Genomic DNA, 22,930 nt, shown 5'->3' on the forward strand with positions numbered 1-22,930 from the left:
ATTCGCAGAATCCTTTGGCTCAGTCTTTGTGCCTGCTGAATCCTTTATGGCGCCGTTATTCATGGCTCCCGGAGGCGTCTGACTTTTAACATTCAGGCTATCCTTAACCGGATTCTGATGCGGTACAATAGGCTTTTCACTATTCTGATGCCCACCCTGGGGAGGCGCACTCTGATTATTGTTCTGCTGAACGTTCTGCCCGGGCTGAGTATTATTCTGATTTACATTCGCATTATTTGTCTTAGGACTATTGCTTAGCGAATCTGCCATCTGCGGCGAAGTGTTCTGCTGCTTGTCTTCAGGCTTATTAAGAGCGTTCTTAGCGTTATTTATGGAATCCCTTACAGCCTGCTCTTTTTTCTTTTCATCCTTAAAGACCTGGAGCTTACTTCTTACAGCATTTGCATACGCAGTTGAGGGGAATTTGGTCAGAACGGAATCGTAGACTGCAGCCGCGGAGTCGGGCATATCCAGATTATTTTCATATATATAGCCCGAGGCATAAAGCGCTTTGGGTGCAAATGACGACTTGGGGTACTTGTGGTATATGCTCCTGAATTCCGAAATAGCATCCTTGTACAAAGAATCCTTCATCGTCTGCTCGGCGTGAACAAAGAGTTCTTCAGCCTCGTCGTACTTCAGGTTAATTATTGGTTTACCGAGCTTTGATGCCGCGGCGTTCACAATGCTTTCGTTGTTGTAATCTTTATATATAACTTCAAAGAGGCTGTCGGCCTTAGCCTTGTTATCCTTTGTCAGGTAATAAGAGCCAAGAGCGTAGAGTGAACGCGCCATATAAGGGTTGCCGGGATAGCTCGTAACAATATGATTATAATAATAGAACGCCGAATCGGGAACATTCAGCTCTGTAAAGAAAAGGCTTCCAAGCTCATATTCATTTTTTGAGAGCATTGTCTTTATGGAGTCTGCGCTTATCTTAGGCATCACGGGCGCAGATTTCTTTTTCTGCTGTCCTGCCTGCTGCTGTGTTCTTGTATCGCTTCCTCTTGAATTCCTGGAGTTGGCGTTGTCTTCCTTCTGCTGCTCTGCTGTCTGCTTTGCCTTCTCCTTTGCAAGGCTGTCCAGCACCGCCTGCTCTTTATAGTATGCAGCGGAATCCTGAACGTAGCTCTGCGGGTTCTGCAGATAGTTAAGCTGCTTATTAAGCTGGTTTATTGAAGCCGTCAGGTTATCGTACTTTGTAAAGTTCTGAACTTTTCTTGAGGCCTTCTGTGTAAATTCCTGCGGCGCAGACGATGACATCGATTTTTTATAATAGTAGTTTGCGCTGTCGTAATCGGCGTGCTGTTTTTCTAGTATCTCGCCTTCGTAGTACTGGGCTATACCGGCATTAGGCGACTGCTTGAAAGATGTATCCACTTTTGTAAACTGGGCGAAAGCGTCATCATAGCGTTTCATTTCAAGGTATGACAGGCCTATCTGAAGTTCGGTAGTATCCCTGTAGGCGTCGTACTTCTGTTCGTCTGAGATATCCGTAAAAATATTAAGCGAGCGGTCCAGGTTGCCCAGCTGTCTTTGAACTTTTCCATACTGAAGCTTTGAATTATATTCCATGTCGTAAGTAGGGTCATAATCCAGCACTCCGGCAAAAGCCTTTGCGGCTTCTTCCGGTTTATTTACCTTCAGGTATGTTTTTCCCATTTCATAAATAACAGCGGCGTTTACCTTTCCGTCGTCAGAAACCTTAAGAAGTTCCTGGCATCTTGCAATTGCGTCGTCATACTTTTCCTGCGAAATAAGGTATCCTATCTGCTGTATGTATACCTTAGTCAGAATATCTCTGTCGTCCTGTTCACGGGCAGCCTTCTGCACCTCATTAAGAGTAGCCTCGGCCTGTGTGTAGTTCCTCAGCCTCAGCTGCGTCATGCCAATATAAAGCTGTGCTTCAGTAGCAAGTTCGCTCTTGGGGAAAGTTGAAATAAGCTCTGTAAATTTTCTTAAGGCCTTCTGGTAGTCCTGCTGGTAATAGAACGATTTCCCCAGCATGAGCAGTGCGTCGTCAACAAGGTCCGAGCCGGCATTAAACTGCAGGAGTTTGGAAAGCTTTTCAATAACCTTGTTAAAAGCGTCGCTGGCCGTACCAGTCGGGCGCGGCTCATATTGGGAAAAAATATTTTTCCTCTGGTCTAAAACAGTCTTCTCGGCGTCATCAAAACTTTTAGCGGCGTTATAATACACGTTAAAATAGGCCGTAAAGTTATTCCATAATCCGCAGCCGGAAAAAATAACGGGGATAAGGAGAAAAGTAATAACAACCAGGTTTCTGGTTAATAATCTCTTTATAATATGCATATTGTTACGTTAAATGTGATGGAAATAGTAGAAGTTTTACAGTGCGTCCCTCCCTGATTCTTCTGTTCTGATGCGTATGGCGTCTATTACTTCTGTAATAAAGATCTTGCCGTCGCCTACCTGTCCGGTTTTGGCCGCGCGCAGAATGGCGTCCACCGCCTTTTCCACTTTACTTTCTTCAAGTACTACTTCAATCTTAATTTTAGGAACAAATTCAATCTGGTATTCACTGCCGCGGTAGGTTTCCTTGTGTCCTTTCTGTCTTCCATAGCCTCTGACCTCAGAGATGGTCAGTCCCCTGATTCCCTCCTCCAGAAGTGCTTCTTTTACTTCATCGAGCTTAAAAGGGCGGATTATGGCTTCTACTTTTCTCATTAAAACCTCTATAATAGTCGACCGGGTTTACGGCATTAAGGGATTGAACTTTAATATTTTAGCAGTTTAGATAACATGGCGGGAATCCAGGTATATTCTGAATTCCCGCCCGTATAATATACAAATAATACGATTATTTTCCGTGGCAGTTTTTGTATTTCTTGCCGCTGCCGCATGGGCAGGGTTCGTTTCTGCCTGTCTTTTCCTCAACCTGAATCGGCTGAAGCTTCTGACCTTCGCGTCCTGCCTGCTGCTGCTCTGAGCCGCCGTCGGAGGGCTGGTCGTCGCCTCTGGTATAAACACCCATGTTGTCGGTAGAGTCCTTAATTTCTCTTGTGCGCTGAACGGGGCGTCTTCTCCTCTGCTGAATTTCTTCAGGAGCCTGTGGCCAGAACTTGAAGCAGAATGAAATGACGTCGTTTCTGATCAGGCCTATAAGCTCAAGGAACATGTTGAAAGCTTCACCCTTGTATTCAATGAGCGGATCTTTCTGTCCGTAGGCTCTTAAGTGAATACCTTCTTTCAGGTCATCCATCTCTCTCAGGTGTTCTTTCCACTTGTCGTCAATAACGCTTAGTACTGCGTAGCGTTCCAGGCGTGCCATCAGGTCGCTTCCAACCATTTCCTCTTTTCTCTTATAGAAGTCCTTGCAGGCTTCCATAATCCTGTCCTTAACGCCGTCTTTGCCTAAAGCGTTAAAGTCATCGGGATTTATCTTCACGTCCACCAGCAGGTTCTGCAGCAGGGTTTCCTGCAACTGGTCAATTTCAACGTTATCAAAATGCTTTTCCACAAGTTCTGTTACGTACTCGTCAAGCATGTCGAGAATTTCGCCTTTCAAGCGTTCGCCTTCCAGTGCGTGGCGTCTTCTGTTATAGATAACTTCCCTCTGCTGGTTCATAACGTTATCGTATTCAAGAAGTCTCTTTCTTATGGCGAAGTTATTTTCCTCAACTTTTTTCTGTGCGCGTTCAACCGAGCGCGTAATAAGCGGATGCTGAATTACTTCACCTTCCTTAATACCAATTCTTTCCATAACTGACGAGATCCTGTCGCTGCCGAAGAGCCTCATCAGGTCGTCTTCCAGCGAAAGGAAGAATTTCGTTGTACCGGGGTCGCCCTGTCGTCCCGAACGGCCTCTTAACTGGCGGTCAATACGGCGTGCCTCGTGGCGTTCTGTACCAAGGATAAAAAGTCCTCCTTTTTCCCTTACGCCTGCACCCAGTTTAATATCGGTACCACGGCCTGCCATGTTGGTTGCAATTGTAACCGCGCCGGGCTGGCCTGCGTAGGCAACAATTTCAGCTTCCCTCTGGTGCTGCTTTGCGTTCAGCACGTTGTGGGGTATCGCCTTACGTTTAAGCATACGGCTTAGTGTTTCAGATACGTCAACCGAAGTTGTACCAACAAGCACCGGGCGCTGGTCTTTCCTCAGCTCTTCAATTTTTTCAATTACCGCGTTGTACTTTTCGCGCTTTGTCTTATAAACCGCGTCGTCCTGGTCTTCCCTTGTAATAGGTTTGTTGGTTGGAATTACAACAACGTCCAGTTTATAAATTTCAAAAAACTCTCCTTCTTCAGTCTCAGCCGTACCTGTCATACCGGCAAGCTTCTTATAAAGGCGGAAGTAGTTCTGAAGAGTAATTGTTGCAAGCGTCTGTGTGTCGCGTTCAACCTTAACGCTTTCCTTGGCTTCAATTGCCTGGTGGAGCCCGTCGGAGTATCTTCTGCCCGGAAGCACACGGCCCGTAAACTCATCAACAATGGCTATCTTGCCTTCTTCGGTAATAACGTATTCAACGTCTTTTTCAAAGAGTGCGTAAGCCTTAAGGAGCTGGTGGATTGTATGGATACGGTCGCTTCTTTCGGCATAAAGGTGGTAGAGTGAGTCTTTTTTCTTAAGCTTATCTTCTGAGCTTAAGCCTTCCTCGTTTTCAATATGGCTTACCTCGGTTCCAAGGTCCGGAAGCACAAAGTAGTCTTTTCCTTCACGGCTTCCTTTTGCAAGCTCTTCCCTTCCCATTTCGGTAAGGTCTATAGTGTTATTCTTTTCATCTATTGCAAAATAGAGCTCGTCATCAATTTCATGCATCCTTTTGCCCTGCTCTCTTAAGTATTCGAGCTCGGTCTGCTGCATGAGTTTTTTATTGGATGGCTCGCTGAAGAGCTTCTGCAGTTTTTTATTTTTAGGAAGTCCGCGGTATGCTCTAAGCAGAAGCACGCCTGCTTTTTCAACGCTTCCTTTTTCTCCTGAGTTTAAGAAGTCCTCGGCTTCCTGTGCAATCTTTGCAACAAGGCTTGCCTGCAGTCTGAAGAGCCTTTCAACGCTGGGTTTCATCTCGTCGAACTTGTGCTCGGCTGAGCCAACGGGTCCTGAAATGATAAGAGGCGTACGGGCTTCATCTATAAGGACAGAGTCAACTTCATCGACAATTGCGTAGTTGTGCTTGCGCTGAACCATGCCTTCGAGGTCGATTGTCATGTTGTCACGCAGGTAGTCAAAACCAAATTCATTGTTGGTACCGTAGGTAATATCCTTATTGTACTCAACCTTGCGCTGGTCGGGGTTCATGGTATTTATAATACAGCCGACTGTAAGACCGTGGAACTTGAAGATCTCGCCCATCCAGTCGCTGTCGCGTTTTGCAAGGTAGTCGTTAACCGTAACCAGGTGAACGCCTCTTCCTGTAAGGGCGTTAAGGTAGATAGGCAGTGTAGCCACAAGTGTTTTACCTTCACCTGTAGCCATTTCAGATATCTTGCCCTGATGAAGCACGATACCGCCGATGAGCTGTACGTCGTAGGGAACCATATCCCATGTAATTTTAACGCCGGCAGCCTCCCAGCTTTGGCCAACAAGGCGGCGGCAGGTATCTTTTACAACTGCGAATGCCTCGGGAAGGATTTCATCCAAAATGCTCTCGTACTTCTCATCCAGCTCTTCATCCAGCTTATCAAGCTCGTCATAAATAGGCTGCCTGTCCTCGTCCCCTTCATCAGACTTCAGGGACTCCTTAAGTTCATCAATCCTGCCTCTTAATTCGGCAGTTTCATTCTGGATCTTTTCCTTAAACTCAGCTGTCTTCCCCCTCAGCTCGTCATCTGTCAGATCCTTTAATTTCTCATAATATTCATTTATTTCTTCGACGATAGGCCATAGTTCTTTCAGGTTCTTTGTATGTTTGTCGCCAAAAATCTTTTTCAAAAAGTTATTAAGCATTAAAAAACTTCCTTTGGTTAAATGTAGTTCAAAATTAAGTAAAGGGGCATATAAATGCAATGAATCTTAAAATGCATTACAATTAAATTACTTGAATTAAGCAGATATTCCCGGTGCTATAATTCAAACCAAATATACTGTATTTTAGTTCGCAAAATGTGATTTGTTCCATAAATCAAGCATAATTTAATTAAAGCTTTAATTATTTGCCAAATTATATTTTATTTAAGGGTCCTAATGGTTAAATTGCCCGGCAAAAAGAAGGAATTTTAAGCAATCGGCAAGGTTACACTTTCAGAAAGGTTTTTAAAGGATCTGGGGCTTATTGCAGCCGGATACTTAGAAAGCGTGGAGTTCGACAGGCTTGTCATCCTCTTTGAAGAGGAAGCCTCCAGGCATTATTTTACCCATAATGCAGAGGCAAACCTGGCCAGGATTATGTCATCGCTCTACGACAAGGTGCATTTCCTGCTGGAAAGCTTAAAATACCCCTATTACATAGAAATTGTGGTCAGGATTGCGGTCTACAGCAATTATCTTACAGATATCATAATCCGGAATCCCGAGTACCTGAGCTGGATCTTAAGCCCGGGCAGCCTGAACAGGAAGCCGGATGAAAAAGAAACGCGCCGGTCGGTGGAAAAATCACTTTCGAGCCTTAAGACGCTGGCATCAAAGGTTAACCTCCTCAGGTTAATTAAAAGGCGCGAGATCCTTCGTATCGGTGTAAACGATATAATGGGCTACTACAATTTGAAGGAAACCACGCTTCAGCTTTCAATTCTTGCCAAAACGCTCAATTCGGCGCTTTTTTCCCTCTGCCACGAGGAAGTCCTGAAAAAGTACGGCATTAAGATGAAAAGCCCCCGCTACTGCCTTATAGCGCTTGGTAAATGCGGCGGCAATGAGCTCAACTACAGCTCCGACGTGGATCTGATACTGTTCTTTGACAAGAACTCAAGCGCAGGCACAGGTGTAAAAAGAGAGTATTACGAAATCCTCCACGAGGCAACGCACCTTTTTATACAGTATTCCACGGAAAAAACGGATAAAGGCTACATTTACCGCGTGGATTTCCGCCTGAGGCCCGACGGGAGGAATTCCCCCTTATGCCGCACGCTGAAGGATTACCTGCAGTATTACGAGTCACGCGGAGAGGACTGGGAGCGCCAGATGCTCATTAAAATGAGCTTTGTCGGGGGAAGCCTTAAGCTTTTTGAGCAGTTCCATGGCTATATAGAACATTTTATTTATCCTTCCAGTTTCTCCACTTCCCCGCTTTCACAGATTGCGCTGATGAAGGCCAATATAGAAAAAAACATGGGGGATAAGGAGAACGTAAAGCTCTTTTCGGGCGGAATAAGGGATATTGAGTTTTCAGTGCAGGCGCTCCAGCTCTTAAACGGAGGGCGCATAAATGCAATAAGAACGGGCAACACGCTGGACGCCGTTTCGGCACTGGCAGGCCACGGGCTTTTAACTGAGGACGAGGCCGTGGTGCTTTCACTTTCATACGGATTTTTCAGAAGGATAGAACATTTCCTCCAGCTCATGAACGATACGCAGACTCACGACCTCCCGAGGGACACCGAATCGCTTAACGTCCTTGCGGGCTTCATGGGCTATAAAACCTCAGAGCAGTTAAGAAAAAAAATTGAGCACACAAGAAAATCTGTCCGCCACGTTTTCGCCTCCATTACGGGCGAGACGGAAAAGTCAGCCAGCTATTCCATTGAGGACGTAAAGTTCACAGATCCCAAGAAGGCCTTAAGCAACTACCGCTACGTAAGAACGGGACAGGGGCTCCTGGAGCAGAAGATGTTCGACAAGCAGACAATTGACGCATTCCTAAGGATAGATAAGACTCTTCTTGACTACTTAAGGAAATCCCACGCACCGGATACCGTACTGGACAACTTCGCCAAAATAATTAAAACGAGGCCCCTTCCTTCAATATGGTATCACGAATTCATTGACGGCGCGTTTTTCAGTTCCGTCCTATCCGTATGCCAGAGCTGCCAGAAGGGTGTGGATATGATCTCTACCAGCCCCGCTCTTGGCGACCTCATTTTAAGCCGCAAGGCCTTCAGCGAAGAAGGGCTCAAAGGGGCTACAGTAAAACAGGCCATGTTTATTTTATCCGTCATGTTCTCTTTGGGCATAATTGACGGCATCAGGCTTTCCAGGCTTTTAAGCGGATACCTGACGGAAATGCTGACCGATGTATGCGTCAAAGAGGACTTGAAGCACGACTATTTTGTAGCCGCTATGGGGAGCCTGGGTTCGGAGCAGATGACGTTCAGTTCAGACATCGACCTCATCTTTGCGGCTTCAGATGACGGTATGTCGCAGACAATTCAAAGCGACTTCCAGAATTTTCTTTCCGCTATAAGGCAAAGCCTTCAGCCTTTTGAAGTCGACTGCCGCCTGAGGCCCGAAGGCAAATCAAGCCAGCTCGTGTGGGATATTGAAAAATACAACGAGTACATAGACCGCAGGCTTCAGACCTGGGAGCTGCAGGCGTTCCAGAAAATCAAATTCATACACGGCAACAAAAAGCTTTTTGACGCACTGATAAAAAAAATAGAAGCAAGAATTGAAGCCCTGGACAAAGAAAAGGCAAAGCAGGACATCCTGGAAATGCGCAAAAAGATCGAGCGCCAGATCCTTTCAGCGCCGCAGTCGCACTTCTCCCACTTCCTCGACCTTAAAAAAAGCCGCGGGGGGCTTACAGATATTGAGTTCCTCCTTCAGTTTATACTTATTTCGAGCCCCCGGATTTACGCAAACTGCCTCGGCAGGGACGCAAAAAAAATTATTTCAGCCCTTATTAATTATTCAGATAAATTTCTTAGTTTAGAGGCGCTGAAGAAAAACTATTCGTTCTTAAGAAATCTTTTATTAAGGAATCAGACACTATTTAATTCTGCCTCTGCGGTACTTCCGCTAGACGGGGCAAAAAGAACACTATTGGCCAGAGAGATGGGTTTTAAGAATTTAAGTGAATTTGAAGCAGCACTTGTAAAGGTATTAAAAAGCAATAAAGATTTCTTTGACAAGTTTTTAGCCTGAAGCCGTTAAAACAAGTATTTATCACAATTCATGGGAACTGCTTGAATTTCGTTAAAAGATATTACCAGGCGCTTACGTCTTTATTTGTTTTTATTGTCTATCTGTTTACTCTGGCCCCTACTGTTGTTGAAATCGATTCCGGTGAGCTTGCAGCGGTCCAGGCGCTTTCAGGTATAGCGCATCCTACGGGATACCCTCTTTTTACAATGGCAGGATATCTCCTGCTTAAAGTTCTTTTCCCCTTCCGCGCAATTTACGCTGCCAACCTGCTTGCGGCCTTATGGTGCGCACTGGGGTTATATTTTTTCATGAAGTCGGCGGCGTTTGTTCTGGATAACCAGTCCATCTTCGGTGCAGCCCAAAAGGGCTCTTTGAAGAAAGATAAAAAGGATAAGCACCATAAAGAAGCCCCGCACCACACCGTAATGGCCTCAGACCTTAAGAATTACGGCGATGTAAACGACGTCAAGAAAATGCTCTCGGTTATTTTAGGGTCGCTCATTCTTGCATTCAGTAAAACGTTCTGGCTTCAGAGCACGTCGGTTGAAGTTTATTCGCTTCACATATTTTTACTTAACGTAATTATCTACACACTTCTTAAGGCATTTGCCTCCGATGCGGAGGGAGAAAGCCATGCCTTAAGGGGATGGATAATTTTTGCCCTGGCACTGGCACTCGGGTTTTCGAACCACATGACAACCCTTCTTATAATTCCGGCAGCCGCATATTTTTATTTCACGAGGAATAAAATAAACCTAAAGCCTTCCTATAAGAAGATTGCAATAATGCTTGCCTGTTTTTTCCCGCTGCTTATACTTATATATTCTTATCTTCCACTGAGAGCTCAGGCAAACCCTCTTCTTAACTGGGGTAACCCTGTTGATATGGAAAGGCTCCTCCGCCACGTTTCAGGCAAGCAGTACCAGGTATGGCTTTTTTCATCTGCGGGCGCGGCCAAGCGCCAGCTGGAATTTTTTATTTCAACGCTTCCGGGCGAGTTTGCAATTGTAAGCATACTTTTCTGCATAATGGGCATTATCCCGGTTTACAAAAAAGCCAGGAAGTTCTTCTACTTCCTCCTGATCTGTTTTTTCTTTACCGTTCTTTATTCAATCAACTACGACATTGTTGACATCAGTTCTTATTTTCTTCTTTCATACATTGCGCTTTCATTTTTTGCCGTCTTCGGGGTGCTTAAGGTTTTCAGCCTTTTCAAGTCGGCCTCCGAAAACCCATATGTAATGCCTGCAGCGCTGGTGGTACTGTTTATTATCCTTCAGGTATATTTTAACCACAAAGAGGTAAACAAAAGCAGCACATACACCTTTGAAGACTACACCAAGGCTCTTGTTGAAAGCACAGAAAAAAACAGCATAATATTTTCATATGAATGGGATTATCTGGTCTCGCCCGCCTATTACTTCCAGAATGTGGAAAACTTCAGGCGTGACGCCGTAATAATAGACAAGGAGCTCTTAAGGCGCTCGTGGTACTATAACCAGCTAATGAGAAACCATCCTGAAGTTGCAGGCAGGCTTAAGCCTTATTCAGAGCCTTTCTTAAAGGCGCTTCTTCCTTTTGAAAGAAGTGAGAATTTCAGTCCGGAACTACTGGAGACTCTTTACCGCACGATGATGACAAAGCTTGTAGAGGATAACGTGGAAAGCCGTCCATTTTACATAGCCTCCGAGCTCGTGGAAAACGAGATGGCAAGAGGAGAGTTCACGCTTCCCCAAGGCTACAGCCTGGTGCCCGACCTCTTCTTATTCAAGGTTGTGAAAGACGACAGCACGTATGTGCCGGCGCGAAATCCTGACTTTACGATCAGGCTTCCCAAGTACAGGGATCACTATATAACTTTCATTGAAAACACGGTTGGCGCAATGCTTGTAAGGCGTGCTATGTACGAGATGAAGTTTGACCACACAGAGCGCGCGAAGATGTATCTGAATAAGGTAAAGAAGGAGTTTCCGGATTATCAGATCCCGTATAGTTTGGAGCAGGCGTTTAATTAGGGGCTGCAGCCCAATTTATTTTGACCGCAATTCTGAAGCCCAAATTTTTTTTATTCCGTGCTCCACGAGCTAAAGCTCGTGGCTAGTCATAAAAAGGGGAAGGCCCGCTAAAGCGGGTCTCAAATTGTTTTAAACGTCGAACCTCGAACCTTGAACCTTGAACTTTATCTTCCCAACTCCTTTTTCTTCACAGGGTCTATTTCATGTTCGGTCATGAAGGATTGGAGGAGGACGTCAAGCTGGCGGATGAGGTTTTTCTTCAGGTATTTTGGGGCGTAGATGGAGCCATCAAGCATGTAAATCCGTTTTGTCTTGTCGTCAAACATGGTGTAGTTTATAAACGGGCCGCCCATGGAGCGGTCGCTCATCTCCCAGAGCCCCTGCGTTAAAAGAGCATATTTGTTGTGGAAGTTAACTTCGCTTGTAGTCTGGTACTCATCTGTCATTTTGACAAATTTGCCCGATCCCGCGGGTTTAAGATATTTCTGTGTCAGACGGTTCCGCTGCTTTATAATTGAGTCACGGTTAAGAAAGTCCGGCGAGGCGTTATCAATCCAGTGCACAAAAATCCATTTTGCCATGTCGTTTCCTTTAAGGCTGCGGAGCCACACAAATTTGTCCTGCGGTTTATCCAGAACGAGGTCATAATCCTTCTGCACATAGATTAGCCAGCCGTATTCTTTTAGGAATTTTGCTTCAATATCCTTATTCTCATACTTATCCATATAAAGGCTCTGAACCAGTTTCCTTACGGAGGCTTTCCGGAACATCTCCAGGAGTGCGCCGTTTTCCGCGTGGAGCTTTTCCCGAAGTGTGGGCATGTCCCTGGCTGTAAGTATCATCACCAGCTGCCCCTTGGCCCAGAGATCGTGCCTGTTAAACTGGAATTCGCGCCCTGCGTTAACGCCCTGTTTTGTGCTGTCGTTAAGAAGGCTTCTGATATAGGCAGATACACCTGAATTGGAATTCATGGGAGCGATGATGAGAATGTTGGGAGAGTTTTTAAGGCTCTCAAGGTCACTGAAGTTTCGTCGTATTAGTTCAAAAGTTTTTTCGGGCTGAGGCGTATAGATTATTTTGCCGAAGACCGAATCCAGCGAAGCCTTAAAATCCTGGAACTCCGCTGAATCGGCAATAACATAAATCCTGTCGTCGGGGCCCGAGGCTTTGGGCTTTTCCTTAGAGCAGGAGTTAAGAGAAACTATAACTGCAAAGGCAGATAATAGTAAAACTATATTTTTCATCTTTATACCGGGGCATTTGGTAATAGTAAATTCAGATGAGGCAGAAATATTGCATAAAGGATCCACATCATAAGGCCTATGGAAAGGGGGATTGTAAGGTTGTCGTCGGCCCAGCCGTAGGAGATATTTTCCGCAATAGCGCCAACGGCCACGGCAACAAATCCTATTATGTACTCTGCCTGCAGGTGTGCCACCTTGGGTGCAAACAAAACTACTAAGCAGGCCGAGACAAAAAACGCGAGCGTCCCTTCAAGGCTCTTAAAAAGAAATTTGTGTTTTCCGAACTTGCGGCCTATGAGGGCCGCCGATGAATCGCTTAAAATAAGCACACTGAACGCCGTAAGGAAAAATACCTTGGGGAGTATCAGGACGCATATAAGAGCTGAGACCAGCACATAGGTTGCGCCGTTTAGGTTTCTTTTCTTATGATCCATCTCATGCTTTCTCAGCATGAAGCCGAAGATGAAGTAAAACACGCTCCCCAGTTTCGGGTAAAAGTAGCGTCCAACGTCCAGTACAATTGACAGGAGTGTAAGCGGGAACAATATGTACAAAGCCTGCTGCTTTGTCAGATAAAAATAAAGAATAGGTATAGAAAGAGAAAAGAGATGAATGGTCTTGCGGACCACTTCATCTCTATACTGAATAGTTCCTTGATCAATTTGAGTCATCTTTATCCAGGGATTCTTTTTGCTTCTTTTTCTCCATTAACTTTTTAACGTGTTCAGGTATTTCTTCTTCCTTAGTCGCAGTCTCTTTACTTGAAGTATCCTCAACTGTTCCGTTTTTCTTTAATGGGGGAAGCTCCTCTCCACGGATAATCTTGTCAATCTCATCTGAGTCTAATATTTCTCTTTCCAAAAGAACCTGAGCCAAACGGTGCAGAACTTCTATATTTTCCGTAAGTATGTTTTCTGCTCTTACCATGCAGGTGGTAATGATTCTCTTAATTTCCTCATCAATATCCTGCGCGGTTTTTTCACTGTAGTCCTTGTGCTTTGTTATCTCACGTCCCAAGAAGATCTCCTCTTCTTTTGTTCCGTAAGACAGGGGTCCCATCTTGTCGCTCATACCCCATTCGCAGACCATTTTCCTGGCCAGTGAAGTGGAGCGTTCGATGTCGTTTCCGGCACCCGTTGTAAAGCGGTTAAATACTATCTTCTCGGCAGCACGGCCGCCCAAGGCGTAGGTAATCATAGCTTCAAGATATTCTCTTGAGTATGTATGCTTCTCGTCAACCGGAAGATAAGTTGTAACACCAAGAGCGCGTCCGCGCGGTATGATAGTTACCTTATGGACCGGGTCACTTTCAGGTATCATTCTGGCAACAAGCACGTGGCCGATCTCGTGGTAAGAGGTTACTTTCTTCTCCTCCTCAGAGATGATCATGCTCTTGCGTTCCATACCCATCATTACCTTGTCCTTGGCCTCTTCAAAGTCGCCCATAGAAACGAGTTTCTTATTTTTTCTGGCTGCAAGAAGCGCTGCCTCGTTAACCATATTTGCCAGTTCAGCTCCGGCCAGGCCAGGAGTGCCTTTTGCAAGTGTGGTTAAGTTTACATCTGAATCCAAAGGAATCTTTCTTGTATGAACCTTCAGAATTCCCTCGCGGCCTTTTACGTCCGGGCGGTCAACCACAACCTGGCGGTCGAATCTGCCTGGTCTTAAAAGTGCGGGGTCCAGAACGTCGGGGCGGTTTGTAGCGGCAATAATAATAACGCCGCTATTCTGTTCAAATCCGTCCATTTCAACCAGGAGCTGGTTTAAGGTCTGCTCGCGTTCATCGTGACCGCCTCCAAGGCCTGCGCCTCTGTGGCGTCCGACGGCATCAATTTCATCTATAAAAATGATACAGGGAGCGTTTTTCTTACCCTGCTCAAATAAGTCCCTTACACGGCTTGCGCCGACACCAACAAACATTTCAACGAAATCGGCGCCGCTTATAGAGAAGAAGGGCACGCCTGCCTCTCCAGCCACAGCTCTTGCAAGCAAGGTTTTGCCGGTTCCCGGAGGGCCTAAGAGCAGAACACCGCGCGGGATCTTTCCGCCCAGTTTCTGGAATTTTGTAGGCTCTTTTAAGAATTCAATAATTTCTTCGAGTTCCAGCTTTGCCTCATCGGCGCCTGCAACATCGCGGAAAGTCACCTTTGTGGCGCTTTCGCTGATGAGCTTGGCCTTGCTCTTGCCGAAATTAAATATTCCGCGGGAGCCGCCGGCACCAGCCTGCATACGCCTCATTATAAAGATCCACACACCTATTATGAGTATCCAGGGTATGAAGCTCAAGAGAACGTTCAGCCATTCGTTAGATTCCTTGTTGAAGGAATACTTAACTCCTTTCTGATTCCAGACAGCCTCGTTATCCTTCAGAAGGTCGTTCGGAATAAAAACCGTAAACTTCTTAACCGGCACCATGCGGTCGCCAAGGTTTACAGATTCCTCCTGCTTGAGGCCGCCTTCAAAGGTATAATCATTATCTATTTTAACTACTCTGGCTTCTTCTATCTTATCCTCTGTGAGGAAATTACGGTAGACACCGTAAGGGACCTCCACAAATTTTGAAGAGCCGGTCCTCAGGAACTGCAGCACAATTACTGCCGCTACAATTACGGCTCCCCAGCTAAAAACGCTCCTAATAATCTTACCCCAGTCGAAATCACCATCGGGATTAGGAGAGTTGTCCCCGTTGCTCTTACGGCTGGGTTTTCTTAAAGGTGTTTTGTTACCCGAGTTATCAGCCATAAAGAGTTTGTTAAATTTAGAATCCATCATTTATTAAACTCCATTTTCACTATTTTCACTTAAAACGTAAATAGAGCGCAGGTTTCTGTATTTCTGCGCGTAATCTAATCCATAGCCAACTACAAACTTACTGGGAATCTTAAATCCAATATAATCAATTTTTGCATCATATTTAAGACTTTCCGGCTTCAACAATAAAGATACGATTTTTACGCTGGCCGGTTTGTGATTTTCCATAAGTCTTTCTATATAATTAATCGATAGTCCTGTATCAACAATATCCTCAACAACAACGACGTCGCGTCCCTCAATGTCGCAGTTCAGGTCCTTTACCATTTTAACGCTGCCCGAAGAGATCTTAGCGTCGCCATAGCTGGATAGTCTAATAAAATCTATTTCACAGTCTAAAGCAACATTTTTAATCAGGTCAGCCATGAACAGAAAAGAGCCGTTTAAGAGGCCGATGAAGACCGGGACCTTGCTTTCATATTCCCTTGTAATTTCCTCACCCAGCTCTTTAATTCTTGCCTGCAGCTGTTCTTCCGGCAGGTAAAGCACGAACCTTTCATCACCAATCATTATTTCTTCTGAATTATCGATGTTTATTCGAGGCATAATTCGCAAATCCTTTTTATGTTTTTTGTTATTTTGTACCGGTCATCTATTCTATAACCAGGGACCCACACAATATTGTTCCTGTTTAGAAGCACCAGCTGTTTTTTTTTCTCTTCCACCGAAATTTTCTGTTCAGACAGAAAATCGGATATTTTCTTAAAACCCTGCATTCCAAGAGGAATAAACCTGTCGCCCGGCATCCAGCGCCTGAGAGTAAACTCCCCTTCCAGCTGGTCGGCCGAAATAAACTCATGCCAGGGGGTGCTTTTAATATCCATAAGCCCGCCGGCATCTTTAAGTGTAATTTTCAGCTTTCTTTTGCCAAATGAAGCTTCCCCATTGGCCAGAAGTGTAACGGGCTGAAATTCCTCTTCTTCTGCATTTTCCTTAATTACAAGAGAGCCTCTTTCCCTCAAGGCCAGAAGCCCGCCTGTAAGGCTTTCTTTTCTACCGGGCTGCTTATGAATAAGCGCTTTTACTTTAAGAAGGTCCTTAAAAGAAAATTCCTTCTTAAAGTACCTGGCAATGCTCCCTTTTAAGAGCTCGCCCAGGAGTGCCGGGTTATAATTGCTGAATTCAGCTATATCAATAATAATGTTTTTATTTGAAAATTCAACAATTTTATTCATTATTGCTGACACGTGCTCGTCAATCAGCAGCTGAGAGCTGCGGAAATTCATAGAAGAGTTAAAAAGACTCTGGTCGACTGAAGGGTTAAGTTTTTCCCTGATTACCGGGAGCAGCTCGTTCCTTATGAAATTTCTCTCATAAAGGCTGCTTAAATTAGTCTTGTCCGTCCTGAACTCTATTTCATTAAGCCTCAGGTACAAAAGTATCTCGGGCTTAGTTAGAGCAAGGATAGGACGAATAATATTCCCTCTTTTTACAGGGATTCCTGAAATCCCCCTAAGGCCTGTTCCTTTAATCAGGTTCAGGAGCACGGTTTCGGCATTGTCATTCTGGTTATGAGCAGTTACAATTTTATCAAAATGGTTCTGCCTCAGCACCTTCTCCAGGGCCTCATATCTTAATTCTCTTGCAGCTTCTTCAACAGAAACTTTTTTCAGCTTTGCAAGTCTTTTTACGTCTACTTTTTCAGTAAAATACTGAACAGAAAATTCTTCAGAAAGTTCCGCACAAAAGTGCTCGTCCATGTCGGAATCCTGCCCCCTGAGCGAGTGATTTATATGGGCCGCTGCCAGGGTGATCCCGAACTTCGATTGATATTTATGGAAAAAATTCAGCGCAAAAACAGAATCGGGGCCTCCGCTTAAAGCAATAAGTATTTTTTCACCCGGCTTAAGGAGTTCATATTCTTCTATAAACCTTAATACTTTCTGCTCAATAGTTTTTATCAGAACCCATTCTGCTTTATCCATTCCCCGGTAATTCCTGATGCTTCATCTTTTGAAAGAATTTTGGCTACATATTTGCCAAGCACGTCAAATTCAAGGTTTACTTCCATTGCCTGGGCCTTGTCCGAAAGGTTTGTTGAAGTCCAGGTATGCGGAATTATGGAAACCGTAAGTGAACGTTCAGTAAACCCGGCAATGGTAAGGCTGATGCCTTCGATGGCAATAGCACCGACGTTAATTATATATTTCGAAAACTCCTTAGGATAAGAAACCTCAAGAAGGTAGCTTGTTGAAAGCTTTCTTATGCTTAGGATTTTGCCCGTGGTATCCACGTGTCCCATCACGAAGTGCCCGCCAAGCCTTTTATTCATTGTAAGCGAGCGCTCCAGGTTTACGCGGCTTCCTGTTTTGAGCTTCCCCAGGTTGGTTTTCTTTAAGGTTTCCTCAACGGCCGTAACCTTAAAGCTGTTTTTATCAAACTCAGTTACCGTCTGGCAGGCCCCGTTAATGTTCATGCTGTCGCCAAGGGCAAGGCCTTCTAAAACCTTCAGAGCGTTAACCGTAATTTCCATGCCGCCTGAGAGGGATTTTACCTGTTTAATGGTCCCAATTTCCTCTACCAAGCCTGTAAACATTTTATTTATCCCACTTCCCAAAAGGAATTAAATTCAAATATAATTATGATGCCTCTGAAAGAAAAAAGATCCTGCTTTATTTCGTCAGTTCAATCAGAACGTCTTCGCCCAGCTTTTCAACTGTCCTCACCCTTAGTTTCATGGATTTCCTGATGGAATGGATCCCCAGCTTATCCACTGCCGGCAGCCCTTCGCCAATGATCTTGGGGCTGATGAAGACCACCATGTCGTCAAAAAGCCCCTCTTTGATAAAAGAGGTATATATTTTCCTTCCCCCTTCAACCAGGACCGAAGAGATTTTGTTTTTACCCAGTTCCTCCAGGGCATGCTTTAAGTTAAGCGTGCCGTCTTTATTTTCCTTTACAAAAAGGACTTCAACGCCGAGGGCTTTCAGTTTCTCGAGCTTTCGTTTTTTATCGGCGCTCTTCCTGGATGTAAGAAGCAGGAGGTTACCGTCTATATTATTAACAAAAAGCTTCAGCTTAAGGTTTAACTTCAGGCTTGAATCCACAACAACCCTTTTAGGGTTTCTTCCCTCTATAAACCTGACTGTAAGGTTAGGGTCGTCAATTTTAACGGTTTTTGTGCCTACAAGAACGGCGTCGTACTGGCTTCTTAAGTCGTGAACATAGCGCCTGGAGTTTAAGGAGGTGATCCACTTGGAGTCCCCGCTTAAATCCGCAATTCTGCCGTCCAGGGTCTGTGCCACTTTCAGCGTCACATAGGGCAGCTGTTTAGAAATATGCTTAAAAAAGAATTTATTTAGTGCAACGCATTCATTTTCAAGCACGCCCACCTTAACCTCAATTCCCGCATCCTTAAGTGCCCTTATGCCGCTGCCGCTGACAAGAGGGTTCATGTCGAGAGTGCCAATAACGACTTTCTTAATTTTATTTTTAATTATGGCTTCCGTGCAGGGCGGGGTTTTGCCGTAGTGGGAGCATGGTTCAAGGTTTACATACAAAGTGGAGCCGGCAACGTCCTGCTTTGCATTTTGAATGGCGTTTATTTCCGCGTGGTTTCCGCCGAAATGCTCGTGGAAACCCGCGCCAATTATCTTTTCATTTTTAACAAGAATAGCACCAACCATAGGGTTAGGGGAAACATTCCCCCTCCCTTTTTTTGCGATTTCAAGTGCTAATTTTATGTAAGATTCGTCGGTCAATGTTGGTTTTGTTTAATAGAAAGTATTTCAAATTCGAGCATTCCGGCAGGAGCTTTAACGCTAACCTTGTCGCCAAGTTTTTTACCCATGAGCCCCTGTCCAACCGGGGAGGTAATAGAAATCTTGCCGGCCTGGAAGTCGGCCTCCTCTGGTGAAACGAGCAAATATTCATAAGTATTGGAATTCTTCAGGTTTTTAACGGTAACCCTGGAGAGGATGTGCACCTGGTCCTGGGGGAGATTTGAAGTATCTATAACTCTGACACGCGAAAGCATATTTTCAAGTTTACTGATTCTGAGTTCAAACAGCCCCTGTTCCTCTTTAGCCGCGTCGTACTCGGCATTTTCGGAAAGGTCCCCGTGGGAACGGGCTTCAGCAATTTTCTCGGCTATTTTCTGTCTGCCAAAAGTCTTCAGTTCAGTCAGTTCTTTTTCCAACTCCAAAAGCCGCTCTTTAGTCAAATAAACAAAGTTTGAATCAGCCATGTCCAATCCTTACTTTTTGATTAATTAAAAAAAATACCACTGCAAGTTTTGCAGTGGCATCTTGAAACTACAAAAATTTAATATTCTTGTCAATGCTTTTGTGCGAAAAATACCCTTTACTATAAGTTAACGCTTAAAGACCCACGAGAGTTTCAATTATCCTGTCCTGCATGTAGCGGTACGTATGGGGGTTGCCCCGGTCGAATTCAAAGATAATGCTTACAATGAGGTCCTGCCGGCTTTTTAATGAAAGGTAGCCTGAAAGTGCGATTACGCCGTTAAGTGTGCCGGTTTTGCCGTGGAAGTTATTTTCGGCGTCTGTACCTATCATTCTGCCCCTTAAGGTGCCGTCTACGCCTGCGATGGACAGGGAATTAAAGTAATCGGGGTAGACCTTGTTATCCATGTAAATTTTCTCGAGGAGCTGCACAATGGCGCTAACGGTAACCTGGTTATAGTGCGAAAGCCCCGAGCCGTCAACAAGCGAAAGTCCGGTATTATTGATGTCGTTATTATTCAAATAGCTTGTAATTGCCTGAGTGGCATAGAAAGAATTCCCCTGCTCCTGGCTGTAATATGCGCCAACGGTCTTAAAGAGGCATTCGGCCAGGAAGTTATCGCTCGGCTTATTGATCACCTTGGCCAGGTTTCTTAAGGTTACAGAGCGGTCACCAAGCTCTTTTACATCTGGAGGAGTAACGCCCGCAGACGGGTGCTTCATTACGGTTATACCGGCGCGAATAAGCCTGTCCTGCAGCAGGTAGGCTGCAAAGAGAGGCGGATTTGCAATTTCGGCCGAGTACCAGATCATATTGCTTCTTCTTCTTAGGCCTCCGTTTACAACAAATTCGTAGCTGTCGTCTGTAAAGTGCTGCGAAATGGAAACGTTCGAGCGCCCCTTAGTGGTTCTGGCGTTAACCCTAACCTTAATTAGTGAGCAGTAGGGTTCAGAGCTGAAGTTAATAATTCCGCCTGCTTTGGCAGAAGCGCTGAGGCTGAACTGGACCTTGTTGCGGTTTACTACAATGGCCGAAATAGGAGGAAGCGGCACCGAAGACATCTCTTCAATAATCCAGTCTTTCCTGTGGTAGATGTCGTCGAAGTAGCTGTCGTCGCCGACTACCCTGCCCGTAACGTTATGTATTCCGAGCGAGCGGAGTGCGTAGACAAGGCTGTCTATGTCGCGGTCGGTAAAAAGTGAGTTCCCGTAGCCTTTGAGGTACAGGTTGCCGTTAATAACCCCGTCTGAAACGTCGGGGTCGTCGGTAAAAAGTTTAGTTGAGATTTTATAGTCGCCCCCCATTAAAGCCAGGGCAGCGCCCGTGGTAAAAAGTTTTTCATTGGAGGCTGGAATTATAATTTCCTTTTCGTTCCTGGCGTAGACGGTGTCTTTTGTGACCGGGTTATAAATCAAGACGCCGTATTTGGTGCCCGATGGGACACTTTTTAAAATATTTTCAATCTTTCTTTGAAGATCATCGTTCTTAGAGAACAGGTTTCCCGAGAAAACCAGCAATAAAATAAATAAATAAGCTCTTTTCATGACGGCATTAAAATCCTGGATGCAAGATAATAGATCAATACAAAATTAAGTACTTAATGGAATTAAAATTAAGGTTTGCCTTGAAAACCGGCAGTTGTTACAAATATAAGCAAAACACCAGTTTTTTACAGGCAAGAAAAACTCATTATTTATAACTTTTCAGCTATAAGGGGCTTTTGCCACATTATCGGCTGTTTTTATTTTTATTTCAGGTCAATTTTTAATAACTTGTTGATCCGTTTATCGGGCAGCAGGCAGTTTGCAAGGCTGTTTCCGGTTTACGGTGCAAAAACAGGTTTATTTTTGCAGCAGTTACAATTAGTAAACATAATTTAGAAGTCCAGAAAAAGAGGTATTATGAGCAGGCCTAAACCCCCTGTTAAAGCATACAAGAACGCGGACTTTCTCAATTCGCCAGACGGGCGGCCGATAAGGATTCTTTCCGAATTTTTCGAGCCCAAGGCGCGCTTTGAGAAGAACAACATATTAGACACAATTGTCATGTTCGGTTCTGCACGCTTTAAGTCGAGAAAAGATGCGCTGAAAGACTATAATGATTTTAAGAATCTTGATCCCAAGAAGGTCCCCAACTTCGCACAGAAGCTGAGGCATGCGCAGATAATGGTGGAAATGTCGAAGTATTATGAAGATGCCGTTGAGCTTTCGAGGATGCTTACGGAGTGGTCGTTAAATCTTCCGACAGAGAAGAACCGTTTTATAATGTGTTCGGGCGGTGGTCCGGGCATAATGGAAGCGGCAAACAAAGGAGCTAAGCTTGCAGGCGGCTTTTCAATTGGGCTTAACATAAGCATTCCCTTTGAGCAGTTTGTAAACAAATACGTTACGCCCGAGCTGAAGTTTGAATTTCACTACTTTTTTATGAGGAAGTTCTGGTTTGCATACCTTGCAAAGGCGCTTATAGTTTTCCCGGGCGGATTCGGCACCATGGATGAGTTTACAGAGGTTTTAACGCTCATGCAGACCGGGAAGATCAAGAAGCAGATGAAAATTATTGTTTACGATGAGAAGTACTGGAAGACGGTGCTGAATTTTGACGCACTGATAGAATTCGGCGTAATAAACCCGGAGGATCTGGATCTTCTGAGCTTCTGCAACACGCCCGAGGAGGCTTTCAGGGAAATCACGCAGTATTTTGAGAAGCATTACCTGAACAAGCCCACTAACCACAAGAAATCGATCACGCTTTAGTAAAAGATACAAAAAAACCCCTTACGGGGTTTTTTTATTAGTCGTTATGCATATTCTCGCGGCTTGCACGTCTCTGGGCTTTGATACGCTCCATTCTTTTTTCAATAGAGGGTTTAACAAAGAAAGTTCTCTTTTTGTATTCTTTCAATACACCAGAGCGTTCATATTTCTTTTTAAATCTCTTAAGAGCCTTATCAATAGATTCGTTGTCCTGTAGAACGATCCCTACCAAATTATTTCACCTGCCTTCGGATGGTGTTAAAGTGTTATAAAATTGATTCAATTAGTTTTTTATGACCAAGTTTCTGGAACTCTACTTTAATCGTATTCTGGCCGCCGGAGGATACTTCCTTGCCGATTACCCTTCCATAATCATCCCAGGCAGAATGATAAATCGACTCGCCGACCGTATAGCTCTTCTTAGGTGAATATTCAGAGCAGTTTTCAATTTCGATATTATCAGCCGTCAGTTTTTCGGGCTTCGGGCTTTCAGTCGGGTCGATGATGATCATCTGCTTGCATTTTTTGCATTTAGCCCATTTTTTATTCTGCAGGTCGAAGACCTTAGCGTCGCCTGCGAGTTCCATCTTAGTTACTGAATTACAAACATTACAAAAAGCTTCAATATTTTTAACTCTAGCCATATCAAACCTTACATTTTCTAATTTACTATCCAAAAGTATAAAAAAAAAGTATAACAACCAAAAAAAGATTGTATAATTTTGAGACAAAAGAATGGACTTGCTATTCAGGTAAGTCCCATATTTTTAACATTTTTTGTGTCCGGGGTGGAGACATTTCGCCCCTACAGGGCTCCATAGGTGTGGTGGATCCGTTCTTCTATACACAGAGCGCACCTTCGGTGCTTAATAACTGCATGATTCTAAATGCTCTTGTTTCAATTTCTTATAAGCATGGGAAACTATCCCCTATTTTTCAGCG

At 44.5% G+C, this 22,930-nt stretch carries 17 protein-coding genes; 3 read left to right on the forward strand and 14 right to left on the reverse strand.

Annotated elements, in window-relative coordinates:
* The 3 genes from HF312_19105 to secA form a co-directional block, all read right to left on the reverse strand.
* On the reverse strand, positions 1 to 2,313 hold a 2,313-nt coding region (locus tag HF312_19105), incomplete at its 3' end, for a tetratricopeptide repeat protein (protein ID MCU7522333.1).
* A 36-nt stretch (positions 2,314 to 2,349) separates the two neighbouring features.
* Positions 2,350 to 2,688: a P-II family nitrogen regulator gene (locus HF312_19110; protein ID MCU7522334.1), complete on the reverse strand. Its 339-nt coding sequence runs from the start codon at positions 2,686 to 2,688 to the stop codon at positions 2,350 to 2,352.
* A gap of 133 nt (positions 2,689 to 2,821) precedes the next feature.
* Positions 2,822 to 5,908 (reverse strand): preprotein translocase subunit SecA, encoded by a 3,087-nt coding sequence (gene secA, locus HF312_19115; GenBank protein ID MCU7522335.1) that lies wholly within the window; start codon positions 5,906 to 5,908, stop codon positions 2,822 to 2,824.
* A gap of 348 nt (positions 5,909 to 6,256) precedes the next feature.
* Between secA and HF312_19120 the strand changes: the two genes are divergently transcribed.
* Positions 6,257 to 8,980, forward strand: coding sequence for a hypothetical protein (locus HF312_19120; GenBank protein ID MCU7522336.1), 2,724 nt, complete (start codon positions 6,257 to 6,259; stop codon positions 8,978 to 8,980).
* Between the two features lie 41 nt (positions 8,981 to 9,021).
* A complete protein-coding gene (locus tag HF312_19125) occupies positions 9,022 to 10,995 on the forward strand; it encodes a DUF2723 domain-containing protein (protein ID MCU7522337.1) in 1,974 nt (657 codons plus the stop codon).
* Positions 10,996 to 11,159: 164 nt separating this feature from the next.
* Here HF312_19125 and HF312_19130 read toward each other — a convergent pair whose 3' ends face one another.
* The 9 genes from HF312_19130 to dacB form a co-directional block, all read right to left on the reverse strand.
* Complete coding sequence (locus HF312_19130) at positions 11,160 to 12,245, reverse strand: DUF4837 family protein (protein MCU7522338.1); 1,086 nt, start codon at positions 12,243 to 12,245, stop codon at positions 11,160 to 11,162.
* On the reverse strand, positions 12,242 to 12,910 hold the full coding sequence (locus HF312_19135) for a dolichol kinase (protein MCU7522339.1): 669 nt from the start codon (positions 12,908 to 12,910) through the stop codon (positions 12,242 to 12,244). Before HF312_19135 ends, HF312_19130 begins: the two co-directional genes overlap by 4 nt.
* On the reverse strand, positions 12,897 to 15,008 hold the full coding sequence (locus HF312_19140) for an ATP-dependent metallopeptidase FtsH/Yme1/Tma family protein (protein MCU7522340.1): 2,112 nt from the start codon (positions 15,006 to 15,008) through the stop codon (positions 12,897 to 12,899). The genes HF312_19135 and HF312_19140 overlap by 14 nt, the downstream gene beginning before the upstream one ends.
* 6 nt (positions 15,009 to 15,014) lie before the next feature.
* Positions 15,015 to 15,596: a hypoxanthine phosphoribosyltransferase gene (gene hpt / locus HF312_19145; protein ID MCU7522341.1), complete on the reverse strand. Its 582-nt coding sequence runs from the start codon at positions 15,594 to 15,596 to the stop codon at positions 15,015 to 15,017.
* Positions 15,584 to 16,975 (reverse strand): tRNA lysidine(34) synthetase TilS, encoded by a 1,392-nt coding sequence (tilS, locus tag HF312_19150; GenBank protein MCU7522342.1) that lies wholly within the window; start codon positions 16,973 to 16,975, stop codon positions 15,584 to 15,586. Before tilS ends, hpt begins: the two co-directional genes overlap by 13 nt.
* The gene (locus HF312_19155; protein ID MCU7522343.1) at positions 16,951 to 17,586 is read right to left on the reverse strand and encodes a riboflavin synthase; all 636 of its coding nucleotides are present in this window, start codon (positions 17,584 to 17,586) and stop codon (positions 16,951 to 16,953) included. Before HF312_19155 ends, tilS begins: the two co-directional genes overlap by 25 nt.
* Positions 17,587 to 17,662: 76 nt before the next feature.
* Positions 17,663 to 18,751 carry a bifunctional diaminohydroxyphosphoribosylaminopyrimidine deaminase/5-amino-6-(5-phosphoribosylamino)uracil reductase RibD gene (gene ribD, locus HF312_19160; protein MCU7522344.1) on the reverse strand — a complete coding sequence of 363 codons (1,089 nt, stop codon included), beginning with the start codon at positions 18,749 to 18,751 and terminating at the stop codon, positions 17,663 to 17,665.
* Positions 18,748 to 19,236, reverse strand: coding sequence for a transcription elongation factor GreA (greA, locus tag HF312_19165; protein MCU7522345.1), 489 nt, complete (start codon positions 19,234 to 19,236; stop codon positions 18,748 to 18,750). The genes ribD and greA overlap by 4 nt, the downstream gene beginning before the upstream one ends.
* Before the next feature lie 133 nt (positions 19,237 to 19,369).
* The gene (gene dacB / locus HF312_19170; protein MCU7522346.1) at positions 19,370 to 20,779 is read right to left on the reverse strand and encodes a D-alanyl-D-alanine carboxypeptidase/D-alanyl-D-alanine-endopeptidase; all 1,410 of its coding nucleotides are present in this window, start codon (positions 20,777 to 20,779) and stop codon (positions 19,370 to 19,372) included.
* Between the two features lie 357 nt (positions 20,780 to 21,136).
* Between dacB and HF312_19175 the strand changes: the two genes are divergently transcribed.
* Positions 21,137 to 21,988: an LOG family protein gene (locus HF312_19175; protein MCU7522347.1), complete on the forward strand. Its 852-nt coding sequence runs from the start codon at positions 21,137 to 21,139 to the stop codon at positions 21,986 to 21,988.
* A 37-nt stretch (positions 21,989 to 22,025) separates the two neighbouring features.
* Here the strand turns inward: HF312_19175 and rpsU are convergent, their stop codons facing one another.
* Both rpsU and HF312_19185 read right to left on the reverse strand, forming a co-directional pair.
* On the reverse strand, positions 22,026 to 22,220 hold the full coding sequence (gene rpsU / locus HF312_19180) for a 30S ribosomal protein S21 (GenBank protein ID MCU7522348.1): 195 nt from the start codon (positions 22,218 to 22,220) through the stop codon (positions 22,026 to 22,028).
* 34 nt (positions 22,221 to 22,254) lie between these two features.
* Entirely contained in the window at positions 22,255 to 22,632 is a 378-nt protein-coding gene (locus HF312_19185; protein ID MCU7522349.1) for a hypothetical protein, read from the reverse strand.
* Positions 22,633 to 22,930 lie beyond the last annotated feature (298 nt).

Source organism: Ignavibacteria bacterium (assembly GCA_025612375.1).
GTDB lineage: Bacteria > Bacteroidota > Ignavibacteria > Ignavibacteriales > SURF-24 > JAAXKN01.